Source organism: Nostoc sp., assembly GCF_036917455.1.
Taxonomy (GTDB): domain Bacteria; phylum Cyanobacteriota; class Cyanobacteriia; order Cyanobacteriales; family Nostocaceae; genus Nostoc.
In genome coordinates this window covers 120,073-141,989 of record NZ_JBALDK010000095.1, presented here as the reverse complement: position 1 = coordinate 141,989, position 21,917 = coordinate 120,073, and the positions used below count along the sequence as shown (strand labels likewise).

The window sequence follows — 21,917 nt, the reverse complement described above, 5'->3', positions numbered from 1 at the left end:
AAATTATATTCTTACGTAAATTTTTTACTCAACAAATTTGTATAAATTATTGGTAGAATCTTAAATTAAAACAATTACGATTCTTTTAAAAATTTTATCCACAAAAAACGAAACCCACCAAACGCACGAATACCTAGATAAATCATAAATAAACTATATACACCAGTTGCTACAAGTAAAGTGAATAGAAAATTTAAGCTAAATTTTTGCAATAAGATAAATATAGGTACCATTAAAAGGCTTATGAGTAAGGGTCGACATATAATTCGCCATAAATTTAATGAGAATAAGCGAGTATAAGTGAAGTAAATATACTGGATAAAACCACTAATAGTCATTAATAATGCCATGAAAGCTGCACCTAGTAACTGATATTGTGAAACTAATGCCACACCAATTAAACTTCCTATTGTAGTGGTAATAACTACTTCACGCAGGTTCACTATCTCGAAACCATTAGCCACAAGTAGATAGGATAATGAGCGTATAAAGGGCAATAGAATCAATGATACAGCACTTAAGCTAAGAGCTAAATTTGCCTGAGCAAAGCTAGGATCATAAACAAAAATTAGTAAATCTTTGCCGAAAAATAACAGTCCCAGAAATAATGGTAATGCCATCATTAATAGGATTTCAATCATGTTCTCAGTGATCCGCCTCTGTTGCTCGCGTCCTTGAGCTACGGCTTTTGAAAGTCTAGGGAACATTGCTAAAGTTATACTATTAGCAATAATTAAAAATGGTTGTAGTAATTGTGCTATCCCACCAAATAGCCCTACTAAAAACTCATTTCCTAATAAGGAAAGAATCAAAATTTGAATTCTACCACTAACTACAGCTATTGCTTCAATAGCAAAAAATGTCCGGGCAATTTTAATTGTATTAAATATAAAATTACCATCAACCTGCCATTGTATTTTGACGAAACGGGTGATAAAAATCCATTCAATGACCAAAATTAGTGTTTCTGAAAAACATAAAATCCATCCTAAATATTCAATTCCGTATTTTAGTCGCATCGCCCAGATCATTATTATGATGCGTAGGATATACACTGGGACTGTAGCGATGGCAATCAAATGCATCTTTTCTTGGGCTTGAAAAACCGCCTCCGTGATGTTAGAAAGTGCAAAAGGAATTATCGTCAAGCCCATGATGTAGCAAATAGTCGATGTTTTGGAACTATAGGGAAGTAAAAAAACTACAATCACCAACGCCCCATAACTAAAGAAACTAAATATTAATTGCAGCCAGGTACCACTCATTAAATAAACTGGTGTTCTTTCTGGCTCACGGGCTAGTTCTCTAGTAAACAATGTCTTTAGACCTTGTGAAGCAATGCCCACAAATATGAAGTAGTAACTATACGCTAGTAGATACTGTCCTAAGGCTTCAGCTCCCAGAGTACGAGCAATGGCAGAGGTTAATACGAAAGCTGTAATGCTTTGTACTAATCGATTAACTATCATTGAAATAGAATTACTTATGAATTTATACTTTTCTACCATTCTAAAATTTTTAATTAAGCTTAATCAGTTCATTTTGAATCACCAAAACGAAATTCTGTCATTGCCATTTAACTAATCACTACAGTAAAGTAGAAAAATCTAAATTTAACTAGATAAAAATTATAGTGTGAATTGTAATATTTGCATCTATACATAAACGACTATAATTATCTAGTTTCCACTATTATTTTGTTTTTCTGACCTTAGTAAGCACCTTCTTTTTTCAAAACCACCATAACTGTTTTGAGTAGAATTTCAAAGTCTAAACCAAGCGACCAATTTTCAATGTAGTTCAGATCAAGATTTATAACTTGTTCAAAATCTACAATATCTGAGCGACCTGAGACTTGCCAAAGACCTGTAATGCCAGGTAAAACTTCATGCCGAATAAAATGATGTTCAGAAAACTTATCTACGTCTCTAGTAGGTAAAGGGCGAGGGCCGACTATGCTCATTTCTCCAAGGATAACGTTAAAAAGTTGGGGTAATTCGTCTAAGCTGTAACGACGGAGAAATTTTCCAACACGGGTAATCCGAGGGTCGTCTTTAATTTTAAAGATAATTCCATCTTTAGTTTCATTTAAAGCTTCTAGTTCTTTCTGCAATTTTTCTGCATCAGACCTCATAGTTCGAAATTTCCATACTTTAAACTGTTGCCCATGTAAGCCTATACGAGTTTGCCTATAAAATACTGTGCCAGGAGAGTCCAGTTTGATAGCTATAGCTATAGCTACATAAATAGGGAATAAAAACATTACGAACAAAGTTGAAAAACAGAAATCACAACTACGTTTTATCCAAAAATCTTTACCTGTAATTATCGGGCAATCTAAATTTAGACAAGGCATTCCTCCTATTTTGCTAAATTCTACATTTCTATAAATTGGTTTTAATTCCATCGGTAAAATATGTACTTGGATGCCAGAGGCTTGAAATAACCAGCATAAAAACATTCTATTTTTTAGAGCATCCCAAGAGATAAAAACTTCTGTTACACCCAACTCATTAAGTTGACTCAATGTTTTTTGACGTTGATATCTGTCTAATGAGCTAGCATTAGCTGTTCCAGATACAATGTAATGCTTCTCTTTTTTTATAAAGCTAGCAATTTGCTCATGCTCTTGAGAATCACAAATAATGAAAACAGAAGAACGAACTATTTTTTTCTGCTTCCGCAGATATTCAAGAGTAAGGTTAACAGCATATCTACCGCTACAAATAAAAAATATGCTTAGTAACCAAGAGAATAATATTAATTTTGGACGTGTAATATCAATTACTGGTTTGTACAAAAAAGAAACTAGGAGTATTAATCCATGAGCAAAAGTTAGGGATTTTATAATATTGAAATAGTCATAGCGTTTTTGACCTTCTCGATAAATACCTTCGAGAGCTAACGATCCTATTTGAATGCCAATAGTTATAAAAATAGGTAAATAATTGCTTGGTATATACCAATTAAAACTATCATAAGAAGACTGATATCCGGCTAAAATCCATGCTAAGGATAAAAGAGTATAGTCTACTAAAAACAATGTTGTTAATCTCAACCACCAGGAACCCTTACGGACTCTGACAAATGAAGATGCGCGTAAATCCAAAGGTACTTCACTGAATTTATTTGTTGTAATGCTTTGATTACTCATAGTTAGCAACACTTGGTGTAGTTAAAGATTGATTGAATTTTATATAAAAAAAGTTGGGTATCTCACATTTTTGCTATGCAAGGATTTTGTCCTTAGGAGTAACTTAGGAGTAACTTTACAGTTCTTTATCAAAAACATTTTCTCAGAGTTGGCTTGAGTGCGTTTACTACCCAGGTACTTAGTTTTTATTAGAGGATATAATTCGGTTTAGTCTAGAAATTTTGAGCTTTAGGTGCTAAAGAAGGATTTGTTGGTGAGTTCACTTATGGTTGAATAGATTCCTGATGTTAATAAGCAAGTAGCTCAGGTAAAAATATTGAGATTTTTAAGTTACGTACGTAATAATTAAACCGAACTACCACACTTCTGTCGCAGAGTTATACTTTATTATTCGCTAGGATAGCACTTTTTCTGAACTTACTGTAGCACGTTTAGCTATACTAACTCAGTTGTGCTTAGAAGTTATCTGTTTGTTTACGCATAATTACTGATTAGCAAAACTTACATACATAACTTATAACAAAAAGCATCAAAAATTTGTCTATTGTTACAAAACTTTACATAAGTTGATGTCATTGATATCATAGTTAAACTTTGTTCGTTTTATGAGTATTTGTTACAGATTAATGAGAAATAAATTTTAAGGTATCAAAGGTAATATCAATAATGTTTGATATCTGGAGATTTATGTTATGTCTGCATTATAGACATTTTTACCATCCCAGAAAGTCAATTTTTTCGATAAAATTTTCTGTGTCTAAATCACTCACATTTTAGGCAACTTTAATATTGTCTCTCAAAAGCTGAAGACTTTGAGCTTGTTTAAATGTCTAATTTCATACCAAATCCGATAATTAAAAGCCAAGGCTTTTAGAACAAAACCTCCTATATGGGCTTTTAATCCTTGATTATTCTGCTTTTTGTGTAAGTAGGCTTCCCTTATATAGTAGCAAGTGTTTTTGCAAGCTACTCAATTACCTAAGCAAATAATAATTATGGCTTTACACGATTTTTATATATAAACAAACACCATGAAGATTCGGTAATAATTATTTTTTCCTCAAGTAAATTTTAAGAAAAAAGGATAAATTCTTGTCAGCACTATGTTTAAGCTAACCAACATATTATGTATATAAAACACAAAAAATTGTCAACTAAAGTCAAGCTGTAAATACAAATGTTTCTCTATGGGCGTAATTCAGCAATGCAGTAATGTATTTTTGGATTTGAAAGTCTTATTGGAAAAATAAGATATTGCGTAAACATATTGTATTTATTTATATTAAGTATAAAACGATCTAATAGATTAGTGACAACTCTATAAATACTAAATATTTTTGAAAATGTATGTATTATCCTGGGTACTGCAAAACAGAAACCGTTCGCTTACCATCACGCTCTTAAGACCAGCGAGGTCTTTGTTTATGTAGCCTCAAGCTTCTATACTGAGAAAGTTAATGTCCAGTTTCTACGATAGTAAATAAATTAATAAAATCCTATTTCCTGATGGAGCTGATAGATAAAAAATGCAGATAGATAGCGAGACTTCAGAGTATAAGCAAAATACTCAGTTAAATAGCTTCACTCACATTATCGGCACTCAAGTTCTACAGGAATGGAAGAACACCCAAGCAGCCGATCGTCAAGATATGTGCATCCATCAGATATTTGAGATGCAAGTTGAGCGATCGCCTGAATCTATTGCAGTAGTATTTGAAGATACACAACTTACCTATCAACAGTTAAACAAACGCGCGAATCAACTAGCTCACCATCTACGTGCTTTAGGCGTTGGGCCTGAAGTACTTGTGGGGATTTGCCTGGAACGCTCCTTGGAGATGATCGTAGGAATACTGGGTATTCTCAAAGCTGGGGGCGCTTATGTGCCTTTAGATCCCGCGTATCCCCCAGAGCGTTTAACCTTCATCTTAGAAGATACACAGACACCAGTATTATTAACCCAAGAAAAATTGGTCAAGAACCTACCACCGCATCAAGCACAAGTGGTTTGTCTAGACTCAGACTGGCAAGGGAATATCCAAAACAGTCTAGAAAATCTTGTAAATGAAACGACGGCTGATAATCTCATATATGTAATCTACACATCAGGTTCTACAGGACAGCCCAAAGGTGTAATGATCCCTCACCGTGGGATCTGCAATCAACTTTACTGGAAGCAAACAACCTTTGGATTAACTCAGGCAGACAAAGTTTTACTGACCATTTCTTTTAGCTTCGACCCTTCAGTATGGCAGATATTCTGGCCATTGTGTTTTGGGGGACAATTGATCGTAGCTCGCCCTGGTGGACATCAAGACACTGCCTACCTTGTGAAGGTGATTACCGAGCAGCAAATCACTGTTCTGGCCTTAGTGCCTTCCATACTACGTGTCTTACTGGAAGAGAAAGGTATTGAGAATTGCCGATTCATTAGGCATATTACCTGCGGTGGTGAGGCTTTACCTACCGAACTTATAGAACGCTTTTTTGCTCAACTGAATTTGGACAATGTTCTCCATAATTGCTATGGCCCGACAGAAGCTTCTATTGATACCACTTTCTGGACTTGTCAACGCGGCACTAATTATACTATTGCTCCCATTGGTCGCCCCATCACCAATGCAGAGATTCACATCCTTGATGAAAATTTGCAGCCTGTACCTGTTGGTGAATCAGGTGAACTGCACATTGGCGGTATTGGTCTAGCGCGAGGCTATCTTAACCGTCCTGAATTGACCGCAGAGAAGTTCATTTTCCACCCTTTTAGCTCTGAAGTTGGGGCACATCTTTACAAAACTGGGGATTTAGCCCGTTTCCTACCAGACGGTAATATCGAGTTTCTCGGTCGTATTGACTACCAGGTGAAGATTCGTGGCTTCCGAATTGAATTAGGAGAAATTGAAGCGATATTAAGCCAACATCCATCACTGACAAGGACTCTAGTTATAGCCAGAGAGGATGTTCCTGGTGACAAGCAACTTGTAGCATATATTGTTGCCAAGCCAGAGCAAATTCCTAGCCAGGTTGAATTGCGTCGCTTTTTACAAGGTCGGTTGCCTGAATATATGGTGCCTGCCTCTTTTGTCTTTTTGGACACCTTGCCATTAAACCCTAACGGCAAAATAGACCGTAGCGCTTTACCTGCACCGCATACATCTGATTTGGTGTCAACTAATTTTGTTCCACCCCAGAATGCTAGAGAAGAGGTGTTAGCTAGCATCTGGGCGAAAGTTTTGCGTCTGGAACAAGTAGGTATTCACGATAATTTTTTTGAATTGGGAGGTCATTCATTACTGGCAACTCAAGTGATGTCTCGGGTTCGCCAAGCTTTTCAAAGAGAAATACCCTTACAACTCTTATTTGAGAATCCAACGATCGCTACTTTAGCTCAAGCGTTTACCCAAAACGAGAGTCAAGAAAACGATCCCCAAAATCAAACTATTCCCCAAATAACCAACCGAGAATCACTCCCTTTATCCTTTGCCCAGCAGCGAGTGTGGTTTTTGCAGCAGTTGCAACCCGACAGTCGAGCATATATCCTCTCGAATGCACAGCGCTTAAGGGGTAAGTTAAACATTGGTGTATTACAACAGTCACTAGATGCGATCGTTGTCCATCACGAAGCACTGAGAACAAACTTTATTACATCACTTGATGGTAGCCCCATACAAGTAATTGGCACGCCTCGACCAGTGGAACTCAAAATAATTGAGGTGAAAGAGGAGCAAGTGGAATGTCTCCTAAGTGAAGAGGCCCAACACCCCTTTAACTTAGAATCTGACTTGATGCTGCGAGCTACCTTGCTCCAAATAGACCAACAAGAGCATATACTCTTGTTGGTCATGCACCATATCGCCTCAGATGGCTGGTCAATAAACATTTTTTGGCAGCAATTAGCAGCCGTTTATGAAGCTTTTTTGAGTGGAAAGTCTTCTCCATTGTCAAAATTGCCCATTCAGTATAGCGATTTTGCTGTCTGGCTACACCAATGGCTATCAGGTGAAAAACTCTCCAGCCAAATCAACTATTGGAAAACCCAGTTAGCAGGTGCTAATACTGTATTAGAATTACCAACAGACCGACCACGGCCACCAGTCCAAACTTACCAGGGAGCGGTGCAATCCCTGATCTTACCCCAGTATCTGAGTGCATCGCTCAAGGAATTCTCCCATCAGCAAGGTGTCACCCTTTTCATGACATTGCTGGCGGCTTTTGGGACAGTCCTACACCGCTATACTGGGCAAGAAGACATTCTCATTGGTTCTCCCATTGCTGGCCGCAACCAAGTTGAAACCGAAGGGTTGATTGGTTTCTTTGTCAATACCCTCGCCATCCGAACTAACCTGGCAGACAACCCAAGTTTCCGACAGTTACTTAGTCAAGTTCGAGAAGTAACATTAGGAGCTTATGCCCACCAAGACCTACCCTTCGAGAAGCTAGTAGAAGAACTACAGCCAGAGCGAGACATGAGCCACTCGCCACTGTTTCAGGTAATGTTTGCCTTTCACAATACCCCAAAGGAACTCTGGGAACTTCCAAAATTGACCATTACCCCTCTAGAAGTTCATAACGGCGCTGCCAAGTTTGAGCTTACCCTCGATTTGACAGAAACTTCACAGGGGATCAAAGGTGGAATTGAATACAACACAGATTTATTCGATGCAACAACGATCGCTCGAATGCTAGGGCATTTCCAAACCTTACTTGAGGGGATCGTCGCTAACCCAGAACAGCATATTTGCGATTTACCTCTGTTAACAGCGCCTGAACAGCATCAGCTACTAGTCGGGTGGAATAATACTCAAATTGACTATGATTTATCTCAATGTCTACATCAGTTATTTGAAGCGCAGGTAGAGAAAACACCAGATGCGATCGCTGTAAAATTTGCAGACAAGCACTTTACCTATCGCGAGCTGAATAATCGCGCCAATCAACTAGCACACTACTTGCAAACTTGTGGAGTCCAGCCAAATGTACTCGTAGCCATTTGTATTGAGCGTTCCTTAGAAATGGTAGTCGGACTGTTAGGGATTCTCAAAGCTGGTGGTGCTTATGTACCTATCGATCCCGAATATCCTCAAGAGCGTATAACATATATGCTAGGCGATTGTCAAGCCGCAGTACTATTAAGCCAAAGGGATTTAGTCGATCGCCTCCCTACAAGTAGCCAAAAAGTTTGTCTGGATACTGACTGGGAAATCATTTCTCAACAAAGCAGTCACAATCCCAATTCAAGGGTCAAGCCTCTGGATTTAGCTTATGTAATTTACACCTCTGGTTCCACCGGTAAACCAAAGGGCGCGATGAATAGCCATCAGGGAATTTGTAATCGCTTACTGTGGATGCAAGATGCTTATAAGTTAACTGGAATCGATCGGGTTCTTCAGAAAACGCCTTTTAGTTTCGACGTTTCCGTTTGGGAGTTTTTCTGGCCACTATTGACAGGGGCGCGTTTAGTGATGGCTCAACCAGGGGGACAGCGAGATGCGACTTACCTAGTTAACACCATCATCCAAGAGGAAATTACAACACTGCACTTTGTCCCCTCGATGTTGCAGATATTTCTAGAAACCAAAGGTCTAGAACGTTGTCAGCCTTTAAAACGGGTATTTTGTAGTGGAGAAGCCTTGCCTGTTGAACTCCAAGAGCGGTTTTTTGACCGGATGGAATGCGAACTACACAACCTCTATGGCCCTACCGAAGCGGCAATTGATGTCACATTTTGGCAGTGTCAAAGCGAGAGCAACTTAAAAAGTGTACCAATTGGTAGAGCGATCGCTAACACTCAACTATATATTCTTGACTCTCATCTGCAAGCAGTTCCGTTGGGTGCAAACGGCGAACTTTATATTGGTGGTATTGGAGTTGCTAAAGGCTATCTCAACCGTCCCGACTTAACAGCCGAGCGATTTATTTCCCATCCTTTTAAAGAAGGCGAAAAACTTTATAAAACTGGAGATTTAGTTCGCTATCTTCCCGATGGAAATATTGAATACATCGGTAGAATCGATCATCAGGTAAAAATTCGTGGTTTCCGCATTGAACTTGGAGAAATTGAAGCTTTAATAGCGCAACATCCCAGCATACAGCAAACTGTCGTTACAGCTAAAGTTGATAATCCAGAAAACCAGCGACTAGTTGCCTACATTGTTCCTCACCCAGAACAGACATTAAACACAGACGAACTGCGTCACTTCCTCAAACAGCAACTGCCAGAATATATGGTGCCTAGTGCTTTCGTTTTACTAGACACCCTACCCCTAACCCCCAACGGCAAAATCGACCGCCGCGCTTTACCAGCACCAGACTCAACAAGGCTTGATTTAGAAAAAACATATCTTGCTCCCCGCGATCGATTAGAATTGCAACTAACCAAAATTTGGGAACAAATTTTAGGTGTCCAGCCCATCGGTGTCAGAGATAACTTCTTTGAGTTAGGAGGACACTCGATATTAGCAGTAAAACTGTTTTGGCAAATTGAGAAGACATTTAATAAAAATCTGCCTCTTGCCATTCTGTTTCAGTCAGGGACTATAGAGGCTCTAGCCAAAATAATCTCTGAAGAAGGTGTGGTAAAAAACAAGGCTTTAGTAAATACCTTAGACGAATCAAAATCTAGCTGGTCATCCCTGGTAGAAATTCAAGCCAACGGTTCCAAGCCTCCTTTTTTCTGCATTCACGGACTGGGTGGAGAAGTGTTGTGTTTCCGTGAATTAGCACTGCATCTAGGTTCAGATCAACCATTCTACGGACTACAGCCACAAGGACTAGATGAAAAACACCCCTTCCATAGGCGGGTTGAAGATATGGCAGCCCATTATATTCAAGAAATTCAGATCCTTCAGCCTAATGGGCCTTATTTTCTGGGAGGTTATTCTTTTGGAGGGGTAGTTGCTTTTGAGATGGCTCGGCAACTGCAAAAGCAAGGCAAACAAGTTGGTATTCTAGTTATGCTTGATACCTGTCTTCCAGGTTATAGTTGGCGAGCGCCATTTACCAAGCGACTTTTTTTGCATTTAAATAACATAGTTCAACAAGGGCCAATTTACCTTTTGCAACAGGTTATGAAATGGAGCTATTGGCGCAAGCAGCATCTCCAAAATAGATATAAGCGTTACTTAGAAAACGCACTTTATTTACCTCAAACTGACAAGCACTTAAAGATTATAGATACTAACATTCAAGCCATGAGTGAATATATCCTTTTACCTTACCTGGGTCGGGCTATTCTCTTGCGGACAGAAGATAAAAATCGGGACGAAGCTGTAGGCACACAATACGATCCTCAATTCGGCTGGAACAACTTAGTGCTTGGGGGATTAGATGTCGATTACATTCCCGGATCTCATCTTGAGATACTTAAAGAACCCCATGTACAAGTGTTAGCCGAAACATTGAGAAATTGCTTAACTCAGGCACAGTCTCCAGAAAATTAATTTCAATTCCCTTCCCTCAGTTTACCTTCACACAACTCAGCATTGCTGGGTCGTTTTGTTGTTTCTTAGTCTAAAAATCAATTGGGAGAATAATCGAAAAACCCTTGCTAGTGGCAACTAGGATAAGATAATTATGATGTGGAACTGGAATCCTGGTCGTAGTCCAATAACCAAAAGACCTGACCGATTTAATATGCGATGAATCTTGCAGATGTTACAAATTGAACAGAGGTAGTTATTGTGGCACTGTAGGCTTGAATGACCGTCATTTTAAGATTTTAAGTTAGTAAGCAATCCACAATCTACTGATGCTATATAGACGATTTGGACGCACAGAATTACAAATGCCAGTGTTTTCCTGCGGTGGCATGAGATATCAGTTCAAATGGGACGATGTTCCCAATAATGAAATTCCTGCTGATAGTCAGGCGAATCTAGAAGCGACGATTAGAAGGGCAGTCGAGGTTGGAATTAATCACATTGAAACTGCTCGTGGTTATGGAACTTCTGAAATGCAATTGGGAAGAATTTTACCCCAGCTTCCCCGTGAAAAGTTGATTGTTCAGACCAAAATAAACCCAAAGGAAGATGCGAAAGAATTCCGCGAAACATTTGAAAAATCATTACAAAATCTCCAGCTAGATTATGTTGATCTTTTAGGGTTACACGGGATCAACCATACTGAGTCATTAGACTATAGCATTCGTCCCGGTGGCTGTTTGGAAGTAGCCCAGCAATTGCAAGCAGAGGGAAAAGTTAGATTTATTGGCTTTTCTACCCACGGATCAACAGATATAATTGTGCAAACAATTAATACCAATCTATTTGATTATGTGAACCTGCATTGGTACTACATTAATCAATGGAATTGGGCAGCAATTGAAGCAGCTAAACGCCACGATATGGGGGTGTTTATTATTAGTCCATCTAATAAAGGAGGTTTGTTATATGAACCTCCAGAAAAATTAGTGAATCTTTGCGCCCCCTTGAGTCCAATGGTGTTTAATGATTTGTTTTGTTTGAGTCATCAAGAGGTACATACTCTGAGTGTAGGAGCAGCAAAACCAGAAGATTTTGATGAACACCTAAAGACTTTAGAGTTAGTAGATCGGGCATCAGAAATTTTGCCAGCAATTTTAGCAAGGTTGGAGTCAGAAGCGATCGCTACTTTGGGAGAAAATTGGGTAAAATCCTGGGAAACAAATTTACCGACTTTTGACGAAACCCCCGGCGAGGTAAATATTCGGGTGATTTTGTGGCTGCGAAATTTAGCGATCGCTTACGATCTAGTAGATTATGCAAAAATGCGCTACAACTTACTTGGTAATGGCGGTCATTGGTTTCCTGGTAATAAAGCCGATCGGCTAGACGAATTAAACTTGCGGCCATGTCTCGCCCACAATCCCCACGCGGATAAAATCCCACAATTTCTGGAGCAAGCGCATCAGATGTTGGCAGGTGAGGAGGTCAAACGTCTATCTAAGACTTGATGAATTGGGGATTGGGATTATTGGGCAATAAATAACTCCAAACTCCTGTACAGACGCGATTAATCGCGTCTCTCCCAACTTCTCAACGATCCCTAGTCAGATTTTTTCGGATCTGCTAATTTAGCTACCTTCGGTACGACTAGCACCTTATCAACGCGGTTCCCATCCATATCCATCACTTCAATTCGCATACTTTGCCATTCAAAATGATCTGCTGCGGCAGGAATACGCCCTAAATGGGTGATGACAAAACCGCCCAAGGTTTGATAACTGCCGCGTTCCTCGGATTCCCACTGTTCCATACCAAAAAGTTCTAAAAACTCCTCTACAGGCAACATCCCATCTAAAAGCCAGGAACCATCTTCGCGTTGCACAGCTTGGGGTTGATCCTGTCCATCTGTTGAAGGAACATCACCCACGATTTCACTCATAATGTCGTTGAGAGTGACTAATCCTTGAATCACGCCGTATTCGTCTACGACTAGCGCCATGTGAGTGATGGTTTGCTTGAACAATTCTAAAACTTTCAAACCACGCGTGCTTTCTGGCACGAATACGGGCTGTCGCAATCCCACTGTCAAGTCTAGCGGTTCTCCTCGGAAACTCCTGGCTAATAAATCGGTGACGGGGATCACACCCAACACATTGTCAAGTCCCGCCTGACAAACTGGATATCGAGAATAGGCGCTATCAACCATTTTTTGGCGATTTTCTTCGGCAGAGTCGTCTAAGTCTAACCAGACGATATCGGGACGAGGTGTCATTAAGTAGCTGACGGGGCGATCGCCTAAACGAAAAACTCGCTCTACCATATCCTGTTCGGCTTCCTCAAAGGTTCCCGCCTCCGTCCCTTGCTCAATTAAGATTTTAATCTCTTCTTCGGTGACTTGCGGCTCGGTAGAAGCTGTAATTCCCAGCACTCGCAAGATCAAATCTGTCGAAGCGCTTAATAAAAAGACTACTGGAGAAGCGATCGCAGCCAAGGCTTGCATGGGAATCGCTACAATCGAAGCAATCCTTTCTGGATTATTTAATGCCAGACGCTTTGGTACTAATTCGCCAACAATGAGTGAGAAATAGGTAATCAGTAAAACCACTATTCCGAAGGAGAGCGGTTCACTATAAGGTGCTAACAAAGGGACAAGTTTTACATAAACTGCCAAGCGACTGGCAATTGTTGCTCCTCCAAAAGCACCAGTCAGGATACCGATTAGGGAAATACCTACTTGAACGGTTGACAGGAAATGATTTGGAGACTCAGCGAGTTTCAATGCTACTCTTGCCTTGGCATCTCCTTGATTAGCAAGCTGTTGTAGCCTGACTTTCCGGGCTGAGACAATTGCCATCTCAGACATAGAAAACACGCCATTGGCAATAATTAGCACCAAAATGATTAAAATTTCAAAAGTGATGGGGGACATGTTTAAAATTGCCGCTTCTCAGAGCGAATGTAGCTCAATACCTAGTATCCAGTATTAAAGGTGCTTCTAGAAATGCTTTGACTGTACACAAAGTAGTAGTTATAGTTCTTAAGTCTATTAGTTGCTGTGAATTATGCTTCCACCGAAATAAGAAGAAGGCTGTCAACACTTTTAAAATAGTTGACATAAACTGCCTCAAGATTTTCTGGCTCACAAGACTCCCACCGCTAGTAGTACTTATGTCATTTTCTTCTATTGTGCGTGCCTTAGCGCGATCGCCGCTCACCACTGAATTTATTTCTAAGCTAAACCGACAACAAGAATTGCGGTTAAATGGCATTTCTCGATTGCCGAAGGGTTTGGTAGCTTCAGCATTGGCGCAAGCTCAGGGTAAGGATTTATTTGTGGTTTGCGCCACCCTGGAAGAAGCTGGACGCGTTTATGCACAATTAGAGGCGATGGGATGGCAAACCGTACATTTTTACCCCACCTCCGAGGCTTCTCCCTACGAACCTTTTGACCCAGAAACTGAGATGAGTTGGGGACAAATGCAGGTACTAGCAGATTTGCGTAAAAATCAAGAGTCATTGGTCATTAGTCAGTTGTCATTAGAAACAAACCAAGGACAAAGGACAAATGACAAAGCACAAATGACAAATTTAGCGATCGTGGCTACTCAAGGGGCGCTGCAACCACATTTACCACCACCAGAGGCTTTTGGGCAATTCTGTCTTACCCTGAAACGAGGGATGGAATTAGATTTGAATGTCTTCAGTGAGAAAATAACGATTCTGGGGTACGACCGAGTACCTCTAGTGGAAATGGAAGGGCAATGGAGCCGGCGGGGTGATATTGTTGATGTGTTCCCAGTTTCATCTGAGTTTCCAGTCCGGCTAGAATGGTTTGGCGATGAAATCGAGCAAATACGTGAATTTGACCCTGCAACACAACGTTCCGCTCTTGATAAAGTTGAGCAGTTAATTCTTACCCCCACTAGCTTTGCTCCTATCGTGATGGCAGCACTTAAGAATAATTCTGAGTTAGCAGTTAAGAGTTATGAGTTAAATTCTGACTCAGAACTTAGGACTGAGAACTCATCACTATTGGAAGGTAGTCGTCGCTTTTTGGGGTTGGCTTTCGAGCAGCCAGCGTCTTTGCTAAATTATTTATCAGAAAATACCTTGATTGCTATTGATGAGCCAGAACAGTGCCATGCTCATAGCGATCGCTGGGTAGAAAATGCCCAGGAACAATGGAGACTGGGGACTGGGGAAGAATTTAACCAAGTACCGAAAATTCATCGGTCTTTTGATGAGTGTTTGGCTGATATCACCAAATTTAAAACACTATATTTATCGGAACTGTCAGAGGAAAATAGCGGGATCAACCTTTCTAGCCGATCGCTTCCAGTTACGCCGCACCAGTTTGCGAAACTAGCTGAAACCATCCGCCAAGAACGCGATCGCAATTTCTCGATCTGGCTGCTTTCTGCTCAACCTTCGCGTTCCGTCTCGCTGTTGCAAGAACATGATTGTCCGGCTCAGTTTATCCCCAATCCCCGCGACTACCAAGCGATCGATAAGCTGCAAATTAACCATACTCCCATAGCGCTGAAATATTCTGGTCTTGCGGAACTCGAAGGTTTTATTCTCCCGACATACCGAATAGTAATCGTCACAGATCGGGAATTTTTTGGACAGCATTCCTTGGCGACTCCCGGCTATATCCGTAAGCGCCACAAAGCTACTTCTAAGCAAGTCGATCCCAATAAACTGCGTCCAGGCGATTATGTAGTTCACAGAAATCATGGTGTTGGCAAATTTGTCAAGCTGGAAAGTTTGACGATTAATAACGAAACCCGTGATTATTTGGCGGTGCAGTATGCTGATGGGTTACTCAGAGTCGCAGCCGATCAAGTGGGCGCTTTATCTCGGTTCCGCGCCGGAGGTGATAAAGCACCGGAACTCAATCGGATGACTGGTAAAGCTTGGGAAAATACCAAGAATAAAGTCCGCAAAGCCATCAGAAAATTGGCGGTGGACTTGTTGAAATTGTATGCAGCGCGATCGCAACAACAAGGTTTTAGCTTTCCAGGTGATATGCCTTGGCAGGAAGAATTGGAAGATTCTTTCCCCTACCAACCCACGACGGATCAACTCAAAGCTGTCCAAGATGTCAAACGCGACATGGAAAGCGATCGCCCAATGGATCGCTTAGTTTGTGGCGATGTCGGTTTCGGAAAGACGGAAGTGGCGATTCGTGCTATTTTCAAAGCAGTCACCGCCGGGAAACAAGTGGCACTCCTTGCGCCAACAACGATTTTAACACAGCAGCATTACCATACACTTAAAGAACGTTTTGCACCCTACCCCGTAAATGTCGGTTTGCTCAACCGTTTTCGTTCGGCTGAAGAACGCCGCGATATTCAAAAGCGATTGGCAACGGGTGAACTAGATGTAGTTGTTGGTACACAGCAACTTTTGGGTAAAGGTGTGATGTTCCGGGATTTAGGACTGTTGGTGGTGGATGAAGAACAACGGTTTGGGGTAAACCAGAAAGAGAAAATTAAAAGCTTGAAAACTCAAGTGGATGTGCTTACCCTCTCCGCGACTCCCATTCCCCGGACTTTGTATATGTCTTTGTCGGGAATTCGGGAAATGAGTTTGATTACCACACCACCTCCAACTAGACGAGCAATTAAAACCCATCTTTCACCGATAAATTCCGAAAGCATCCGCAGTGCAATTCGTCAAGAATTAGACAGAGGTGGACAGGTTTTTTATGTAGTTCCACGAGTAGATGGCATTGAGGAGACAACAGCCAATTTACGAGAAGTGATACCGGGAGCTAGGTTTGCGATCGCTCACGGTCAAATGGATGAAAGCGAGTTAGAATCAACCATGCTCACCTTCAGCAATGGTGACGCAGATATCCTCGTTTGTACGACAATTATTGAATCTGGCTTAGATATTCCGCGAGTCAACACGATTTTGATTGAAGATGCTCACCGCTTTGGATTAGCACAGTTGTATCAATTACGCGGTCGTGTGGGACGCGCAGGTATCCAAGCTCATGCTTGGTTATTTTATCCGAAGCAACGGACGTTATCTGATGCAGCCAGGCAACGTTTAAGAGCAATTCAAGAATTTACTCAGTTAGGTTCTGGATATCAGCTAGCGATGCGCGACATGGAAATCAGAGGCGTGGGTAACTTGCTAGGTGCAGAACAATCCGGTCAAATGGATGCCATCGGCTTCGATTTATACATGGAAATGCTGGAAGAAGCAATTCGGGAAATCCGAGGTCAAGAAATTCCGAAAGTGGAGGATACGCAGATCGATCTCAATTTGACGGCATTTATCCCAGCAGATTACATTACCGATTTGGATCAAAAGATGAGTGCTTATCGGGCAGTGGCCACAGCTAAATCTAAATCAGAATTAAAGCAGATTGCCGCCGAGTGGAGCGATCGCTATGGTACTTTACCAGTGTCGGCAAATCAACTTTTGCGAGTCATGGAACTCAAACAGCTAGCGAAAAAACTCGGATTTAGCCGGATTAAACCAGAAAACAAGCAGCACGTTGTTTTAGAAACGCCAATGGAGGAACCAGCTTGGAATTTGTTGGCAGGGAATTTACCAGACAATCTCAAGACGCGGTTTGTGTATTCTCCTGGTAAAGTGACGGTGCGCGGGTTAGGAGTATTTAAAGCAGATCAACAATTGCAGAATTTGATTGATGCTTTCGGGAGAATGCAGGGTGCGATTCCAGAGGCGGTTGGTGTTTGATCCATTTTGCTCAAGTTTCTCGGCTAGACCTGACTTTTTCTGAATACAAAAACAACACTGAGGCAATAAACAAAGCAAGCACCATACAGCTATTAAGTATAAAAATGTTAAGAGTTATCATTATGCTTGCCAAAGCGACTTTAAATAATTGACAGCCCAGCAGTAAAAACATGTTATGACCATAGACAACTTCATCCTTCGCCCAATGAACAGGTCGGAAGTGGACTTGGCGATTAGTTGGGCAGCAGCCGAAGGCTGGAATCCAGGCAGGTATGATGCTGAATCTTTTTATCAAACTGACGAGCGCGGTTTTTTCTTGGGTGAGTTGAACGGTGAGCCTGTGGGATGTATTTCTGCTGTAGCTTACGACCGCTATTTCGGCTTTCTTGGTTTTTACATTGTGAAGCCGCAGTTTCGTGGGCTTGGATTGGGGATGAAAATTTGGAATCAGGCAATGGCTTATCTGTCTGCTGACCGTGACATCAATATGAGTAAATTCACCTCACCCAGTTACGGCAAGATGTTAGCGATCGCTCTGATTTAACCAGGCGTTAGTCTCAATCAGTATATTGTGTCTTTGTTGAGTGCGATTTCCAGATAATTTATAAATATTCAAAAAATACTTCAGGTACTAATTTTAATTCTCCTGATTTCAAGCGAGATATATCTATCCATAACGCTTTATGTTTATGATGTTGTGATTCGGAAAAAACTAAACTTTCCAGTTGATAAAATTTTGAATCAACAAAGTCACATTGATAAAGCTGAATAATTTCATGACCTTGCCTACCATTAAATGTAAACAGGTTTTCTATACAACCGAGATATTTAATATTCGTTAAGTCTGCCTGAATTTCCTCTTGAAATTCCCGTTCTAAGGCGGCGTGGCTGGTTTCGCCAAAATCAACCCCACCGCCCAAAGCCCGATAAAATGTTTCTTGCTTTACGGGATCGTAGCCTTCAGAAAGAAATATGCGTTCGCCATCCCGAATTAGCCCCAAGGCTATTACCCGAATTTCGCCTGCTTTATTCATTTTGGTAACTAATTATCATAAATAGATTGAGGACGACTTTCACTATCCTCAATAGGCCAATCTGGATTCTCGCCGCCGATGTACAATTCTTCAATGGTCACATATTCCTGACTTAGCTGGGTGAGAGCGTTGAGTAAAATATCCAATGCGATCGCATCACTGGTTCCTAAGTCAAACCAACAACGCCCCCACTGTCCCTCATATTCAAACTCACCGATATTGTGCATCAGTGCTAACAAGCTTTTGTCATACCCTTGTTCATCATAATTCATGTAGCTGATATCGAGTCCAGTGTCCTGCACCTGGAGGTTCTCTGCATTAAATGCACCTAATTTACCCAGATAAAACCAGGAATTGAAAACTTCTTCTACATACTGCTTTTCACGCGCAGAAGGATTTGTGCTGAATTTCAGCCAAATCCACATATCAAAAGGATTAATTTCGCGGAACTGAATCTCCATTTTGGTCTAATATCTCTAGTACTCTTCTGGAAATAAGCATATTAAAGCAGAAAATAGGAGAAAAAATTCTTCTCGTCTTACCCTAATGCTCAATTACCCAGCATTACTTAGGCTAACAGCATTTTTGCGTTCACTCTGAATTTGTTTGACTAAATCGCCTGGGAGTTGAGATTTTTTAGTCAACGCTTTGTCAAAATTAGCGATCGCTTCCCGGATCATCTGCTGGCTTTTTTCTCTTTGCCCCAGGTTTTTCAGGATTTGGGCTTTGAGATAATAAATTTCTGGATTATCAGATGTGGTTTTGAGCGCCCGATTCACATATTCTAGTGCCTGTGGATATCGTTTTAAATCCCGGTAAGCAAGAGCGATACCCCGATCCACAAGATACCCAGGAGCAGCATTCTTTTCTAAACGTTCAATTGCCCGATCGGGACTAGCAAAAGGCAAATTAACCGCCAAAAGTAAATCCATATAACCCTTAATTAAATTCAGTTCTGGATCGTTGGCAGAAATTGCTTCGGCTTTGTCTAAATATTCATAAACTTGCCGCAGCCGACTAAAAGCTTGGGGCACACCGTTGACAGTGCCCTGGCGGGTGAGAATTAATGCTCCCTCTAAAAAATGACCAACAGCAGTGTATAAATTACCACGCAATGGATTGTTGGGAATCAGTTTTTGCCCGCTTTCTAGAGTTTTCTGACTGTAGATATCTAGTTTAGCCCAATCTTTATTTCCGTATGCCAAAGATGCTTTCATCGCGTAAGCTAGAGGTTCATTTGGCTCTTTAGATATTGCCTGTTGTAGATAACGCTCTGCTGCTGGATAGTTGCCCTGTTGGAAAATTGCCTTAAAACCTGCTTCTGTTTGGTCGCCAATTTGATGAGGTTCGCTATTGCGAAAGGGATCGCCAGCTAGTGAAGGGTTTATCCACAGATTAAGTGCGATTACCCAAGGGGCAACGCCAAAGGCGAACGCAGCACCAAAAGCAGTCTGAGCAAGGGTAGTGAGTCTCGTAGGCACTACTAATTGAGACGGATAGAACCTTTTAGTCATTTTAACCCTCAGAATAATTGCGGTTGAAATAGTTGTATGTGTTACTTAGAATGCAAAAAATGATTAATTCTAATTTGCCTCTGCCTCAACCCAAATTTTCTTATATAAAGGTTAACTTTGGTAATTTTTCCATGTTTCCAGGCTCGTCATAGCCAAAGTTTTTACCCGCATTTCTCACAAGCTTGAGAGGGGCAGAGGGGAAAGAACTTGGTATTTGAACTCTCCCCTGCTCCCCTGCTCCCCTGCTCCCCTGCTCCCCTGCTCCCCTGCTCCTCTGCTCAAGCACAGGCTTAATCGAAATGTGGTGAGAAATCCGGATTTAGGGTGAGTCTGCCACAATGGAGGAAAATTGGATGATTCTTGCTGCTAGATTAAGGTGTTGATTCAGGTAATACGCTATAAATTTTTCTAGAATTTTCCAGGTACTCTCAGTGTAGTTAATTAGTAATTTGCTGACTTTTTGGTAATCTTAACAAATGCTCTATCTCCGAAATGTAAATTATCACCCCACAGCGTGTCCAACAGCGATTCTTAAATCGATAAACTTGGAATTAGCACCCCAGCAGCTAGGTCTGATTATTGGCCCCAGTGGTTCGGGAAAAAGTACCTTACTAGAAATTTTGTCGGGACTAGCCGAACCCACTACTGGCGCACTCTTCTGGCGGGAACAAGAACTTATAGCCGAACAACTACAACAATTAGCTGGGTTGGTATTTCAGTTTCCAGAACGGCACTTTTGTGGTGGTTCAATTTTAGAAGAATTGCGTTTAGGACATCCTGAGTTAGGGTCAGAACGAGTTAGACAAGCCTTAACTGAGGTGGGATTAGAGCATTTATCGCTTTCTGCTGCTCCCCATGCTTTGAGTGGTGGTCAACAGAGGCGTTTAGCTTTAGCAGTGCAACTGATTCGCCAGCCAAATTTACTGTTATTGGATGAACCGACCGCTGGGTTAGATTGGTCAATGCGTCGGCAACTGGTAAATTTATTAGCGAAACTCAAACAAGATTGGACACTGTTGATAGTGACACACGATGCTGGGGATCTGTTAGCGATCGCAGATCGTTGCTGGACACTCAACCACGGCGAACTACAATCAGTAGACCCAAAGACACTGGAACCCAAAGTTAAAGAACCTCTGCCATCGGCATAAAAGGCAATTGGGGACTGGGGACTGGGGAAAAAATAATACCCAATACCCGATCCCAAATGACAAATGACAAATGACAAATGACCAATGACAAACTTATTGCCTGAGATGGCAGAAATCTGGCAGCAAACTCTGAATTGGCAACCAACTGTCCAACAGCAAGCTCAATTCCAAAGGCTTTATGAGTTAATCCTAGAAGGTAATCGTCAACTAAATTTAACTCGCATTACTGACCCCCAAGAGTTTTGGGAAAAACATCTTTGGGATTCTCTACGAGGAATTGTACCCCTGTTATCAGGAAACTTATTCCCAGCTTCCCCTACTATTATCGATATTGGTACAGGTGCAGGTTTTCCTGGTGTTCCAGTGGCAATTACAGTACCTAATTGCACAATTACTCTTCTCGATTCAACTCGTAAAAAAATTACTTTTATCGACAATATATTAACTGAACTTGCCCTTATTAATGCCAAAACTTTTGTTGGTAGGGCTGAAGAAATCGGTCAGCATACTCAGTATCGACTAGCTTATGATATTGCATTGATCCGTGCTGTAGGGGCAACTTCTGTCTGTGCAGAATATACCCTACCACTGCTCAAACAGGGAGGTTTAGCTATAATTTATCGCGGTAATTGGGCAAAGGATGAAACCACAGTTTTGCAGAATGCTGTGAAACTGTTGGGTGGCGTTATTGAATCAATCGAACAATTTACAACACCCTTGAGTCACAGCATCCGGCACTGTGTGTATTTGCGTAAGGTAGCCACCACACCAATTGAGTTTCCCCGTGCTATTGGTGTACCTACTCAAAAGCCCCTTTGAATAATTCGTAATTCGTAATTCGTAATTAGAAAGAGTACAAGCTTCTACTGGTTGTAATTACGAATTATTTTGATAGGGACGGAAGATGGAGTTTTTATTTTTTATAT

Annotated in this window: 12 protein-coding genes; 6 read left to right on the top strand and 6 right to left on the bottom strand. The window is 41.1% G+C overall.

All coding sequences use genetic code 11. From position 1 onward, the window contains the following. Positions 1-74: 74 nt before the first annotated feature. Together V7K42_RS10970 and V7K42_RS10965 are read right to left on the bottom strand one after the other, a co-directional pair. Positions 75-1,508, bottom strand: a complete 1,434-nt coding sequence (locus V7K42_RS10970; protein ID WP_334916050.1) for an oligosaccharide flippase family protein — start codon at positions 1,506-1,508, stop codon at positions 75-77. A gap of 203 nt (positions 1,509-1,711) precedes the next feature. After that, a complete protein-coding gene (locus V7K42_RS10965) occupies positions 1,712-3,154 on the bottom strand; it encodes a sugar transferase (RefSeq protein WP_334916048.1) in 1,443 nt (480 codons plus the stop codon). 1,526 nt (positions 3,155-4,680) lie between these two features. Here V7K42_RS10965 and V7K42_RS10960 point away from each other — a divergent pair. Both V7K42_RS10960 and V7K42_RS10955 read left to right on the top strand, forming a co-directional pair. After that, complete coding sequence (locus V7K42_RS10960) at positions 4,681-10,593, top strand: amino acid adenylation domain-containing protein (RefSeq protein WP_334916046.1); 5,913 nt, start codon at positions 4,681-4,683, stop codon at positions 10,591-10,593. Between the two features lie 308 nt (positions 10,594-10,901). Beyond that, positions 10,902-12,083: an aldo/keto reductase gene (locus V7K42_RS10955; protein WP_334916044.1), complete on the top strand. Its 1,182-nt coding sequence runs from the start codon at positions 10,902-10,904 to the stop codon at positions 12,081-12,083. Between the two features lie 92 nt (positions 12,084-12,175). On the opposite strand, the gene V7K42_RS10950 is transcribed toward V7K42_RS10955, so the two are convergent. Continuing rightward, positions 12,176-13,504, bottom strand: a complete 1,329-nt coding sequence (locus tag V7K42_RS10950) for a hemolysin family protein (RefSeq protein ID WP_334916042.1) — start codon at positions 13,502-13,504, stop codon at positions 12,176-12,178. 239 nt (positions 13,505-13,743) lie between these two features. Here V7K42_RS10950 and mfd point away from each other — a divergent pair, with 239 nt between their 5' ends. Next, complete coding sequence (mfd, locus tag V7K42_RS10945) at positions 13,744-17,292, top strand: transcription-repair coupling factor (protein WP_334916040.1); 3,549 nt, start codon at positions 13,744-13,746, stop codon at positions 17,290-17,292. A 175-nt stretch (positions 17,293-17,467) separates the two neighbouring features. Continuing rightward, positions 17,468-17,836, top strand: coding sequence for a GNAT family N-acetyltransferase (locus V7K42_RS10940; RefSeq protein WP_334916039.1), 369 nt, complete (start codon positions 17,468-17,470; stop codon positions 17,834-17,836). A 58-nt stretch (positions 17,837-17,894) separates the two neighbouring features. Here V7K42_RS10940 and V7K42_RS10935 read toward each other — a convergent pair whose 3' ends face one another. The 3 genes from V7K42_RS10935 to V7K42_RS10925 all read right to left on the bottom strand — a co-directional run bounded on the left by V7K42_RS10935 (position 17,895) and on the right by V7K42_RS10925 (position 19,840). Beyond that, positions 17,895-18,326 carry an NUDIX hydrolase gene (locus V7K42_RS10935; protein ID WP_334916038.1) on the bottom strand — a complete coding sequence of 144 codons (432 nt, stop codon included), beginning with the start codon at positions 18,324-18,326 and terminating at the stop codon, positions 17,895-17,897. Between the two features lie 8 nt (positions 18,327-18,334). Continuing rightward, positions 18,335-18,787 carry a DUF3531 family protein gene (locus V7K42_RS10930; RefSeq protein WP_094333058.1) on the bottom strand — a complete coding sequence of 151 codons (453 nt, stop codon included), beginning with the start codon at positions 18,785-18,787 and terminating at the stop codon, positions 18,335-18,337. Positions 18,788-18,880: 93 nt separating this feature from the next. Next, complete coding sequence (locus tag V7K42_RS10925; protein WP_334916037.1) at positions 18,881-19,840, bottom strand: Sll0314/Alr1548 family TPR repeat-containing protein; 960 nt, start codon at positions 19,838-19,840, stop codon at positions 18,881-18,883. A gap of 476 nt (positions 19,841-20,316) precedes the next feature. Here V7K42_RS10925 and V7K42_RS10920 point away from each other — a divergent pair, with 476 nt between their 5' ends. Together V7K42_RS10920 and rsmG are read left to right on the top strand one after the other, a co-directional pair. After that, positions 20,317-20,991, top strand: a complete 675-nt coding sequence (locus tag V7K42_RS10920; protein WP_334916036.1) for an ABC transporter ATP-binding protein — start codon at positions 20,317-20,319, stop codon at positions 20,989-20,991. Between the two features lie 84 nt (positions 20,992-21,075). Further along, entirely contained in the window at positions 21,076-21,810 is a 735-nt protein-coding gene (rsmG, locus tag V7K42_RS10915; protein WP_334916034.1) for a 16S rRNA (guanine(527)-N(7))-methyltransferase RsmG, read from the top strand. The last annotated feature ends 107 nt before the right edge of the window (positions 21,811-21,917 follow it).

What these genes read in the sequence shown, in the direction of transcription:
- V7K42_RS10970 (WP_334916050.1), bottom strand. Translation starts at nt 1,508, where the DNA reads ATGGTAGAAAAGTATAAATTCATAAGTAATTCTATTTCAATGATAGTT.
- V7K42_RS10965 (WP_334916048.1), bottom strand. Translation starts at nt 3,154, where the DNA reads ATGAGTAATCAAAGCATTACAACAAATAAATTCAGTGAAGTACCTTTG.
- rsmG (WP_334916034.1), top strand. Translation starts at nt 21,076, where the DNA reads ATGACAAACTTATTGCCTGAGATGGCAGAAATCTGGCAGCAAACTCTG.
- V7K42_RS10950 (WP_334916042.1), bottom strand. Translation starts at nt 13,504, where the DNA reads ATGTCCCCCATCACTTTTGAAATTTTAATCATTTTGGTGCTAATTATT.
- V7K42_RS10930 (WP_094333058.1), bottom strand. Translation starts at nt 18,787, where the DNA reads ATGGAGATTCAGTTCCGCGAAATTAATCCTTTTGATATGTGGATTTGG.
- V7K42_RS10960 (WP_334916046.1), top strand. Translation starts at nt 4,681, where the DNA reads ATGCAGATAGATAGCGAGACTTCAGAGTATAAGCAAAATACTCAGTTA.
- mfd (WP_334916040.1), top strand. Translation starts at nt 13,744, where the DNA reads ATGTCATTTTCTTCTATTGTGCGTGCCTTAGCGCGATCGCCGCTCACC.
- V7K42_RS10935 (WP_334916038.1), bottom strand. Translation starts at nt 18,326, where the DNA reads ATGAATAAAGCAGGCGAAATTCGGGTAATAGCCTTGGGGCTAATTCGG.
- V7K42_RS10940 (WP_334916039.1), top strand. Translation starts at nt 17,468, where the DNA reads ATGACCATAGACAACTTCATCCTTCGCCCAATGAACAGGTCGGAAGTG.
- V7K42_RS10920 (WP_334916036.1), top strand. Translation starts at nt 20,317, where the DNA reads ATGCTCTATCTCCGAAATGTAAATTATCACCCCACAGCGTGTCCAACA.
- V7K42_RS10925 (WP_334916037.1), bottom strand. Translation starts at nt 19,840, where the DNA reads ATGACTAAAAGGTTCTATCCGTCTCAATTAGTAGTGCCTACGAGACTC.
- V7K42_RS10955 (WP_334916044.1), top strand. Translation starts at nt 10,902, where the DNA reads ATGCTATATAGACGATTTGGACGCACAGAATTACAAATGCCAGTGTTT.